We start from the raw sequence: 11289 nt of genomic DNA on the forward strand, positions 1-11289 counted from the left end.
TTGGGGGCGGTTATGGAAGTCCGTGCGATCATTTCTCTGTCTGACTTTGAAGAGGCACATGCGCTCATCAACGCCATGGGCAAATGGGACGCCGAAGAGTCACGCAAGTTCGGGGTGCCCGATGCTGTATTGATGGATTACATCTACGGACACACCATAGAAACTCTAATGGAAAAGTTCACGCAGCACGGTGCGGGATTCTTCCTAGCCAGCGTGGATAAATATGTTGCCGGGTGCGCTGGCTATTCGAAGTCAGATGACGGTATTGCCGAATTGCAGAAAATGTACGTTCGCCCCGAGGCAAGGGGCAAAGGCGTTGCGAAGAGCCTGATGACGGCCTGCCTGAACGGAATGCGCGAAGATGGATACGCAAGTGTGAGGTTGGAAACCGTTACATTTATGAGTGATGCCATAGCTCTGTACGAAGGCTTTGGTTTCAAGCGCAGCAGCCATTTCCGAGCCGTTCCCCAAAGCCTGGAGCCCATCACGATTTTCATGGAAAGGACACTCCAAACGCCTGCCTAATGTCTATTGCCCAAGACGCACACCCTATGAGTTGTCCACAGTCACCAAAGCTTCACCTAAACGTTAATTCACCGCCATAGCTTGCCTGCTAAGCGGGGGTCGTTTGCCAATCCCCCCAACACGGTGACACGATGACCCGAATTCTTTTCGCTTCCACGGCACTTTTTGTTCTGATTGCCGCCTCGGCCCGGGCCGATGAAACGCAATTTCCCGCAAAGCTGACCTCGCAGGCCATTCTGCCGGCCAACACCATCGTCGCAGCACCCGCCGATGCGCCGGATTTCCTGAAGACTTCCGGCAAGTTCACGACGCCGGATCGCAAGCGCACGGAAGCCCTCGGCACTGTTCCGGGCAAGGACGGCGCACGCGTGACCGATCTGAAGCTGCCTTTCAACGGCCAGGCGATCCAGGGCTTTTCCGGCATCAAGACCATGCCGGACGGCACCTTCTGGACGCTGACGGACAACGGCTTCGGCTCCAAGCAGAATTCCAGTGACGCCATGCTGTTCCTGCACCAGCTCAAATTCGACTGGGACAATGGCAAGGTCAATGTCGTCAACAACCTGTTCCTGTCCGACCCGAACAAGAAGGCCCCCTTCCCGATCGTCCTCGAAGGTACCGATACGCGCTATCTCACCGGCGCCGACTTCGACATCGAGTCGATTCAGCCGGTCGGCGACGGCTTCTGGATCGGTGATGAATTCGGCCCTTATCTCCTGAAGTTCGAGACCAACGGCCATCTCGCCGACGTTTTCCCGACCGCGCTCAACGGCAAGCCGGTCATGTCTCCCGACAATCCGCTGCTGCAACTGCCCGGCAATCCGACGCAGAAAATGCCAGCCTTCAACCTGAGGCGCTCCGGCGGCTTCGAAGGTCTTGCCATGTCCAAGGACGGCAGCAAGCTCTACGGTCTGCTGGAAGGCGCGATCTATCAGGATGACGGTCAGATGGAGAGCGTCGACGGTCATACGGCGATCCGCATCATCGAATTCGACGTCGCTTCGAAGAGCTGGACCGGCCGCAGTTGGCTTTATCCTTTTGCAGACAAGGGTACGTCCATCGGGGACTTCAACATGCTGGACGACAGCACCGCCCTGGTGATCGAGCGTGACAACGGCGCCGGCACGAAGGACAAGGCCTGCGCCGATCCAAAGCAGCCGAAGCCGGATTGCTTCGAAGCCCCTGCCGAACTGAAGCGGGTCTATAAGATCGAATTCAACGACGCCAATGCTGGCAAAGCCGTCCGCAAGATCGGCTACATCGATCTGCTGCATATCGAAGATCCCGACCACAAGCGTCGTCAGGGCGGCGGTGAAGGCTTTTACGACATGCCCTTCGTCACTATCGAAAACGTCGACCGCGTCGATGCCACCCACATCATTATCGGCAACGACAACAACCTGCCCTTCTCGGCTGGTCGCGCTGTCGACAAGGCAGACGATAACGAGTTCAGCATTCTCGAAGTCGGCGATTTTCTGAACGCTAAGTAATTTAGGCAGTAAACCTTCTCCCCATCCGGGGAGAAGGTTTTCTACTCGAACCGAAATGCCAGCCGTCTATTCGTCAGCCGACCCAGTTGCTGCAGCCGACCTTCCAGCCGTTCGCCGGCGAAATCATGGTATTCGGCGGGCACGACGAATTCGAGATCGAGATCGGGGTTCGACGAGCGTCGAAATGTCAGGGCGCGAACGACGCCCGGCATGGAAGCCGAAAAGAGATAGACGACGCGCAACAGGCCACCGAGCAGTTTGGCGCGTTCGACGAAGAGCGGCGTGGCGATCGCTGCCAACGGTTCGGTGGCGCCGTCGTCGTGGAGGCCCTCGAAACGATAGTAGTTGGCGAGCGCAATAAAGGCGCGGCCAGCATGGGTGATGCCGACGAATGACGTGTGGGCGATGATGTTCAAAGCCTGCAGACCGCGATAATCCGGGTGGGCGCGCCAACTGATGTCCGCAAGCAGGCAAGCGGCCTGACGATAGCGGCTCTCCTCCTCCGTCTCGGTCACGCCGAAGAAGGGCATCATGCGACCGGTCCATTCGGCAAGCTCGCGAGCATGTTCCGGAGAGCGGGCGCGCAGGATGGCAAGTTCGCCGGCGGCGACCAGCAGCGGGTCGCTATGGCGTTCCGCCTCGGTCAGCAGTGAATAGAGGTAACCTTCACGCACGCCCTGGGCCGAGAAGGAGATGATGGAGGGCTTCATTTCCGCCAGCACCTCGCGCATCGCCACCGCGCCAAAAGGCAGCAGCGAACGGCGATGCTTTGAGATGGCTAGCAGCGCCGGCTCCTTCGATTCCTTTGCTTCGCTGATCTGATCGAGGAAACGAATCATCTCGTCCAGCGGCACCTCGTAGCCCTGCATCATATGCAGCGCATATTTGCGGATTTCCATGTGCAGCTTGGCGATGTTTCGCCACGTGCCGCCGACCGCATAAAAGGTGCGTCCCTCGCCTTTGCCTAGCAATTTCGCTGTTTTCACATGCTTGCGGGCAAAGCTGCGTGCCCTCGCGAGCGAGCCGTCCGCATATTCCGAAAGCCTCAGGCCGCCCAGCGGCAGGGTGATGCCCTTGCCGATTTCCTTGCCCTTGATGTCGATCAGTTCGAGCGAGCCGCCGCCGAGGTCGCCGGCAATGCCGTCCGGACTGAAAAAGCCGCTGATGATGCCGAGCGCAGAAAAACGCGCCTCTTCCTCGCCCGAAAGCACACGCACCTTGCGCTGCAGGATCGATTCGGCCTGATGGATGAATTCCGGACCGTTGCTTGCCTCGCGGGCAGCAGCCGTCGCCAGGACATAGATGGTCGATGCGCGCGCCTGATCGGATAGCGCCTTGAACCGATGCAAAGCCGCGAGTGCGCGCGCGACGCTCTCCTCATCCATCTTTCCGGTCAGCGCTATGCCCTTGCCGAGGCCGCAAAGCACTTTCTCGTTGAAAAGAATGGTTGGCGACCGCGAATGGCCTTCATAGACGACAAGACGAACCGAGTTCGATCCGATATCGACGACGGAGACAGGGGCTATACCGGGAAGGCGCCCCTGGGCTTCTGATTCAACCATGCAGGTCCAGTTTATTTCTTGCGGCCTGACAACAGCCCGGCGATCAGTTTCGGCGCACTGGATTTCAAGGCTTCACCGCGGCCCGAGAGGCTCGGATTGGTCATGAAATACTGCTGCGCGTTGAATGGCTCCTCACCCTTGCGCACCTCCATGCGCCGCGAAGTACCGTCCGGCAATATCTCGTAGCTCTGCTGATTGTCAATGATATTGCCCAGCATGATCTGTGAAAGCACCTGCTCATGCACGGTCTTGTTGGTCAGCGGAACGAGGGTTTCGACGCGGCGGTCAAGGTTTCTCGGCATCATGTCGGCGGAGCCGATATAAACCAGTGCCTTCTCCGACGGCAGGCCCTGGCCATTGCCGAAGCAGAAGATGCGGCTGTGTTCGAGGAAACGGCCGACGATGGACTTGACGCGGATATTCTCGGAGAGCCCCGGCACCTGCGGACGCAGGCAGCAAATGCCGCGCACGACGAGGTCGATCTCGACGCCGGCGTTGCTGGCGCGGTAGAGCGCATCGATGATGTCGGGATCCACCAGCGAATTCATCTTCATCCAGATCGCCGCCGGCCGGCCATTCCTGGCGTGCTCGATCTCCTCCTCGATATGCTGGAGGATGCGCGAACGCAGCGTATAGGGCGACACCGCGATCTTCATGCCCTCTTCCGGTTCACCGTAACCGGTGATGAAGTTGAAGATATTCGCCATGTCGTGGGCGATCTTCGGGTCGCAGGTGAAATAGGACAGGTCGGTATAGATCTTGGCGGTGATCGGGTGGTAGTTGCCGGTGCCGAGATGGCAATAGGTGCGCAGCTTGCCGTCTTCACGGCGCACGACCATCGACATCTTTGCATGGGTCTTCAGCTCGATGAAGCCGAAGACGACCTGCACGCCGGCGCGTTCCAGATCGCGCGCCCAGCGGATATTGGCCTCTTCATCGAAGCGAGCCTTGAGTTCGACCAGCGCCGTGACCGATTTACCCGTGTCGGCGGCGTCGATCAGCGCCCGCACGATCGGGCTGTCGTTAGAGGTGCGGTAAAGCGTCTGCTTTATCGCCAGAACATCAGGATCGCGCGCAGCCTGGAGAAGAAATTGGACGACCACGTCGAAGGATTCGTAGGGGTGGTGGACCACCATGTCCTTTTCGCGGATCGCGGCGAAGCAATCGCCGGCATGTTCGCGGACGCGCTCAGGAAATCGGGCATTGTACGGCTCGAAGCGCAGGTCATCGCGCGGCGCCTTGGCGATTTCGGATAGCGTGTTAAGCGCCAAAAGGCCCGGCAGAACGGCGATGCGGTTTTCCGGCACGTTCAGCGATTCCACGACGAACTGGCGCAGCTCCAGCGGCATTTCGGAGTCCGTCTCGATGCGGATCACCGATCCACGGCGGCGGCGCTTCAGCGCTGTTTCGAAGAAGCGCACCAGATCTTCGGCTTCTTCCTCGACTTCGATATCGCTGTCTCGGATGATGCGGAAGGTACCCGAACCCTGCACCTCATAGCCGGGATAGAGGCGGTGAATAAAGATGTTCACCACATCTTCCAGGGTGATGTAGCGAATGACGTTGCTCGCATCCGGCAAGCGGACGAAGCGGTCGAGCGCCGGCGGCAGACGCAGCAGCGCAGTCATCGGCTCGCGGCCGTTCATGCTGTTCAGTTGCAGCGCGATCGAGAAGCCGAGATTCGGGATGAACGGGAACGGATGCGCCGGATCGATGGACAGTGGCGTCAGGACCGGAAAGATCGCCTGATCGAATTCGTTGGCAAGCCAATGCCGGTCGGGCTCGGAAAGTGCCGGCGGGCGGACGATCAGAATATCTTCCTTGGCGAGATACTGCTGCAGGACGGCAAGCGAGGCCTGCTGTTCCATCTGCAGATTGTCGATTTCGCGCAGGATGTCGTCGAGCTGCTCGGCCGGTGTCTTGCCATCCGGCGTACGCATCAGAATCTTCTGGCGGACCTGGCCCTCGAGGCCGGCGACGCGCACCATGAAGAACTCATCGAGGTTGGCGGCGGAAATGGAGAGGAAACGGATGCGCTCCAGAAGCGGATGCGCCGTGTTCAGAGTCTCCTCGAGAACGCGGCGATTGAACTGCAGCCAGGAGAATTCGCGGTTGATGAAGCGTTCGGGGCTGGTCAGCAACTCATTGATCGGCGGCGCGATCTCCGGGGCCTGCTGATTGGCGTCCTGATGTTCCGTTAATGCCGAGTCCATGTTCCACCTGCCTCATCTTAGAACCTTGCGCCACGTATATCAGTTTGACGACGGAACTGTGACAGTTCACCCGTCGGTCAATCAGCCGGGGCGGAATTACCCAATTCATTCAATACTTCAGCGGCCAAGATGCGGGTGATCCTGGTGCCGCGGCCGAGCGCGAGACGGTCCAGCCGGTCGACGATCAACTGGGCAGCATTCAACGAACGTTCCATGCGATTGACGATATAGAGAACAAGTTTGTCATCGATATAAAGCTGGCGGTCGGCAAAAAGCTTGACGATGACCTGCGACAACAATTCCTCGTCCGGTTCGCCGATCTCGACCACCGTCGCCGCCTTCAAGCGTGAACGCAGATCGGGGAGCGTCACCGGCCAGGACATCGGCCACAGCCGGCTGGTCATCAGCAAGCCCGTGCCGTTTTCCCTGACACTGTTGATGACGTGGAAAAGCTCGGTATCGTCAAAGCCCAGGCGGTCGACATCCTCGAAGATGACCGGGCCGTTCGCGGCCGCTACCGCTGCTCCGGAGCCCGCTTTCGGATGAACGGCAATCGCGCCGCTCCTCTCGCGCCAGATACTGGCGAGATGCGATTTTCCCGAACCGACGGGACCGGCGAGAATGACTACCGGCGATGGCCAGTGCGGCCATGAATCGACGATCTTCACCGCCGCGCTGAGGGGATCGGCGACCAGCAGGTCGTCGCGGCCGCTCGCGGCATCGTGAGTAAAAGCCAGGGGTAGCTGTTCGGCGGGCTTCCACCTCAAATCAGCATTCTTTGCATCGGTCATGCTATTTGTTCTCAGGATTGCCGGCCTTGGTTCTGCGCGCCTTGCCGGCTTCCGAGCGTCCATAATAGAGGTCGCTTTGAAGGTAGCGCGAAAGGGCGAACCGGACAAGGACGCCGCAGGCGGCTGCAGCCGGAACGGCGATCAGCAGGCCGACAAAACCGAAGAGCGCGCCGAAGGCAAAAAGGGCGAACATCAGCCAGACCGGATGCAGGCCGACGCTTTCGCCGACCAGCTTCGGCTGCAGCACATTGCCCTCCAGGAACTGGCCAGTGAAGAAGACGGCGAGCGTGAGGCCGACCCAGAGATAGTCCGGCCAGAACTGCACCAGGGCGACGCTCAGCGCCAGAAACAGGCCGACGAGCGATCCGACATAAGGAATGAAGCTGATCATGCCGGCGAAGAGGCCGATCAACAGGCCGAAGTTCAAACCCACCAGCGACAGGCCGACGCCGTAATAGACACCGAGGATGATGCAGAGCGAGCCCTGGCCGCGGATGAAGCCGGCGATCGCCTGGTCCACTTCCCGGGCGATCTGGCGCACGGTCGAGACATGATCGCGCGGTATCCAGGCATCGACCTTGGCGATCATGCGATCCCAGTCGAGCAATATATAGAAAGCGACGACCGGAGTGACGATCATCAGCGAAATGATGTTGACCAATGCTTTGCCGGAACTCCAGATCTGCGCGAACAGACCGCCGACGAAACTCAGGCCCTCAGACAGTATGTTGGAGAAATTATCCTTGATGGCACCGAGCTGATCGCGAATCCAAGCCGGCAGCATCGTCGTCTGCGTATGGGCGATGAACTTCTGGAATTGCTGCACATAGCCCGGTATATGTTGAATAAAATCATTGAACTGATTGATGATGATCGGAATGAAGATCGTCAGTGCCAGCGCAAAGACCAGCACGAAGGCAACAAGGATCACCACCGTCGCCATGAAGCGGCTGAGACCGATCCTTTCCAGCCGGTCGGCGACCGGATCGAGGAAATAGGCGACCGACATGCCGGCGATAAAGGGCAAGAGGATCGAGCTGAAGAGATAGAGAAAAACAATGAAGACGACGAGCACGATCACCCAGAAGATGACCTGGCGCTTGAGGCTCGCCCCGCTGACTTGCTGCTCCATCGACTTTCCCACTCTTCGCCGCCTACTGCCGCTCGCTTAGGACATAGGATGACGCCGCAATTATGGTCAAGCCTGCGGCCGGAAATCGGGTTTGGAGCGCTGTGAAGCGGGGAAAATCGAGGGTTTGCCTGCGCTGGCGCCTTGCATAAAGGCTGCTGTCATGCAATGGCGACCCGATTAAAATTGTTCCAACTGGAACGATGGCCACCGGAGGCGAAAGCATGAGCCAGTCTGGAAAAAACGGTCTGACCTATAGCGACGCGGGCGTCGATATCGATGCCGGCAATCTGCTGGTCGAAAAGATCAAGCCGGCGGTTCGGTCGACCCGCCGCCCCGGCGCCGACGGCGAAATCGGCGGCTTCGGCGGCCTCTTCGACCTGAAGGCCGCCGGCTTCACCGATCCGGTGCTGGTTGCCGCCAATGACGGTGTCGGCACCAAGCTGAAGATCGCCATCGACGCGAATTATCACGACACCGTCGGCATCGACCTTGTCGCCATGTGCGTCAACGATCTCGTCGTTCAAGGCGCCGAGCCGCTGTTCTTCCTCGACTATTTTGCCACCGGCAAGCTCGATCCCGACCAGGGTGCCGCCATCGTCGGCGGCATTGCGGCCGGGTGCCGCGAGGCGGGTTGCGCGCTGATCGGCGGCGAGACGGCGGAAATGCCGGGCATGTATTCCGATGGCGACTACGATCTGGCGGGCTTTGCCGTGGGTGCGGCCGAGCGCGGACAACTTCTGCCCTCCGGCGACATTGCCGAAGGCGACGTCATTTTAGGTCTCGCCTCCTCCGGCGTGCATTCCAACGGTTTCTCGCTGGTTCGCAAGATCGTCGCCCTCTCCGGCCTTGATTGGGACGCGCCGGCTCCCTTTGCCGATGGCAAGGCGCTCGGCGAAGCCCTGCTGACGCCGACGCGTATTTATGTGAAGCCGCTTTTGAAGGCGATCCGCGAGACGCATGCCGTCAAGGCGCTCGCCCATATCACCGGCGGCGGCTTCCCGGAGAATATACCGCGGGTGCTGCCGAAGCATCTTGCCGCCGAGATAGATCTTGCCGCCGTCAAGGTGCCGCCGGTCTTCTCCTGGCTTGCCAAGACGGGCGGCGTCGAAGCCAAGGAAATGCTGCGCACCTTCAACTGCGGCGTCGGCATGATCGCCGTCGTCGCGGCCGAGAATGTCGGAACTGTCAAGGCAGCGCTTGAGGCCGAAGGCGAGAGCATCGTCACGCTGGGCCGCATGATCGCCCGCGATGAAGGCGCGGCCGGCACCGTCTATAAGGGCACGCTGGCGATATGAGTTCGCCCCGCAAACGCGTCGTCGTTTTCATCTCGGGCAGCGGTTCCAACATGATGGCGCTGGTCAAGGCTGCGGCAGCTTCGGATTATCCGGCCGAGATCGTCGGTGTGATCTCCGACAAAGCGGATGCCGGCGGTCTGGCGAAAGCGGCTGCCGAGGGCATCGCTACCTTCGCCTTCGTTCGCAAGGATTTTGTTAGCAAGGACGCGCATGAGGAGGCGATCCTCGCGCAACTCGATGCACTGTCACCCGACATCATCTGCCTTGCCGGCTATATGCGTCTGCTCTCCGGCCGTTTCATCCAGCGCTATGAAGGCCGGATCATCAATATCCATCCGTCGCTGCTGCCGCTTTTCCCCGGCCTGCACACGCATCAGCGCGCCATCGACGCCGGCCAGCGGATTGCCGGCTGCACAGTGCATTTCGTGACTGAAGGCATGGACGAAGGACCGGCGATCGGCCAGGCTGCCGTGCCGGTGCTGACGGACGACACGGCCGAAAGCCTTGCTGCCCGCGTGCTGACGATCGAACATCAGCTTTATCCGCAGTCGCTGCGGTTGCTGGCAGAGGGCAAAGTCAGGATGGAGGACGGCAAAGCCATAAGCTTTGGCAGCGCGCCCGCCACGCATGGACGGCAGATTTTGTCACTGCTTGGCGATGTGGGTTAAGTAGGGCAATTACGTCGCTCGACGGCACCCCCCTCATCCGCCCTTCGGGCACCTTCTCCCCGAGGGGAGAAGGAGGGAGCGCTTCCGATGCTCCCGTTTCGACGAGAGTCCCATATCGTTCAAAGGCGGAAACTTCATCCTCTCTGTGAGGCATTTTGTCGGGATTGCGCGTCTAGCAAAACCCCTTCTCCCCTCGGGGAGAAGGTGCCCGAAAGGGCGGATGAGGGGGCCGCGGATTGCCTCAATTTGCCCCTTTCAATTGTCTTTCCTCAAGCCGCCATTGCCATCAACGGATGCAGCGTGCCGTCGCTGTAGACAACGCGACCGTTGCGGAAGGTTGCGCGGATGCGGTGAACAGCGCCATGCTCGACGGCCACCAGATCGGCCTGCTGACCGACGGCGATCTCGCCGCGATCCGTGAGCCCCGCCGCGCGCGCGGCACCAGCCGTCGCCATGGCCACGGCTGCCGGGAGACCACCCTTGGCAACCTCAGCAATCTTGAAAATCGCCGGCACGAAGGCGGCCGGGTGATAATCGGCGGCAATGATGCCGAGCAGGCCGGCGCCGGCGGCATCGAGCGCGCTCAGATTCCCGGACATGGACTGGCCGCGCAAGGCATTCGGCGCGCCCATCAGCGTCCAGAGACCACGGCGACGCGCCTCTTCGGCGGCCGGCAGCGTTACCGGGAATTCGCTGATCGTCACACCGAGATCGAACATCTCGGCCACCTTTTCAGGGCTGTCATCGTCATGCGAGGCGAGCGACAGCTTGTGCTTCAAGGATAGGCCAATGATATGGCGGAGCTTGTGTTCGATATCCGGGTCGTGCCGCAAGGCGATACGCCGGGCCAGCACCTCCTCGGCAGCTTCGCGGGTGATGCCGCGGCGCTCCGACATGCTGAGAAGGTAGGCTTCGATATTGTTGTATTGCCCCTGCCCCGGCGTATGGTCCGTCAGGGACACCATATCGACGAAACCATCTTCCAGCAGCCGCTCCAGCGTCGGCGCCGCGCCGACATTGGTGATCTCGTAGCGGGCGTGGACGCGATGGTCGATCAGCAGATGGTCTCGCAGGCTGTTGATGCCCTTGATCACTGCGGAGGTGGTCTCCAGCGAACGCACGTGGCCGTAGACGCTTTCGGTGGCGAAGGAGACCGCGGCATAGGCGGTGGTGACACCGGCTGCGGCGAGTTTCTTGTCGAGTTCATGGATACCGAAATCAATCGGCATCGTCGCATTCGGCCGCGGCGCGATTTCGCGCTCGATCATGTCGCCGTGCAGATCGACGAAGCCCGGCATCAGCAGCCGCCCGCCACCATCGAATGTCGCAGCCTCCACCAACTCGGGCCGGATCTCCGCGATCACACCATCCTCGATGCGGACAGACCCCTGATCGACGACTTCATCGGGAAGAACAAGCGTGAAATTGCTGAGCCACATCGGCTTTCTCCTGAAATAGCATCGATCATTTTGAAGAGAAGGTGGTGGCCGGACCTGTCCGGCGAGCGCCCCTCGGTAGTCGCGATTCGTGACATGGGTATGACCATGACTAAATTGTTTCGCGCAGATATTGGCGACCTGCGATCTGCTCCGCGCATGGACAATACAAAGCCG

The 11289-nt window shown here is 60.1% G+C and carries 9 protein-coding genes; 4 read left to right on the plus strand and 5 right to left on the minus strand.

Translation table 11 applies throughout. The features are described 5' to 3' along the window. The first annotated feature begins 12 nt into the window (after positions 1-12). Positions 13-525, plus strand: coding sequence for a GNAT family N-acetyltransferase (locus QDY28_RS03600; RefSeq protein ID WP_331380296.1), 513 nt, complete (start codon positions 13-15; stop codon positions 523-525). A gap of 131 nt (positions 526-656) precedes the next feature. Then, positions 657-2015 carry an esterase-like activity of phytase family protein gene (locus QDY28_RS03605; protein WP_331380297.1) on the plus strand — a complete coding sequence of 453 codons (1359 nt, stop codon included), beginning with the start codon at positions 657-659 and terminating at the stop codon, positions 2013-2015. A gap of 41 nt (positions 2016-2056) precedes the next feature. On the opposite strand, the gene ppx is transcribed toward QDY28_RS03605, so the two are convergent. From ppx to QDY28_RS03625, 4 genes are all read right to left on the minus strand, one after another. Beyond that, positions 2057-3577, minus strand: a complete 1521-nt coding sequence (gene ppx / locus QDY28_RS03610; protein WP_331380298.1) for an exopolyphosphatase — start codon at positions 3575-3577, stop codon at positions 2057-2059. Between the two features lie 11 nt (positions 3578-3588). Next, positions 3589-5790, minus strand: a complete 2202-nt coding sequence (locus tag QDY28_RS03615; protein WP_331380299.1) for an RNA degradosome polyphosphate kinase — start codon at positions 5788-5790, stop codon at positions 3589-3591. 77 nt (positions 5791-5867) lie between these two features. Continuing rightward, positions 5868-6581 carry a DnaA regulatory inactivator HdaA gene (gene hdaA / locus QDY28_RS03620; RefSeq protein WP_331380300.1) on the minus strand — a complete coding sequence of 238 codons (714 nt, stop codon included), beginning with the start codon at positions 6579-6581 and terminating at the stop codon, positions 5868-5870. A 1-nt stretch (position 6582) separates the two neighbouring features. After that, a complete protein-coding gene (locus QDY28_RS03625) occupies positions 6583-7713 on the minus strand; it encodes an AI-2E family transporter (RefSeq protein ID WP_331380302.1) in 1131 nt (376 codons plus the stop codon). Positions 7714-7934: 221 nt separating this feature from the next. On the opposite strand from QDY28_RS03625, the gene purM reads away from it, so the two are divergent. Further along, positions 7935-9008, plus strand: coding sequence for a phosphoribosylformylglycinamidine cyclo-ligase (gene purM / locus QDY28_RS03630; RefSeq protein WP_331380303.1), 1074 nt, complete (start codon positions 7935-7937; stop codon positions 9006-9008). After that, a complete protein-coding gene (gene purN, locus QDY28_RS03635) occupies positions 9005-9676 on the plus strand; it encodes a phosphoribosylglycinamide formyltransferase (RefSeq protein ID WP_331380304.1) in 672 nt (223 codons plus the stop codon). The genes purM and purN overlap by 4 nt, the downstream gene beginning before the upstream one ends. 269 nt (positions 9677-9945) lie before the next feature. Here the strand turns inward: purN and QDY28_RS03640 are convergent, their stop codons facing one another. After that, on the minus strand, positions 9946-11115 hold the full coding sequence (locus QDY28_RS03640; RefSeq protein ID WP_331380305.1) for an alpha-D-ribose 1-methylphosphonate 5-triphosphate diphosphatase: 1170 nt from the start codon (positions 11113-11115) through the stop codon (positions 9946-9948). Positions 11116-11289 lie beyond the last annotated feature (174 nt).

It is taken from the genome of Rhizobium sp. BR 362, assembly GCF_036528765.1.
In the GTDB taxonomy this organism is placed as follows: Bacteria; Pseudomonadota; Alphaproteobacteria; order Rhizobiales; family Rhizobiaceae; genus Rhizobium.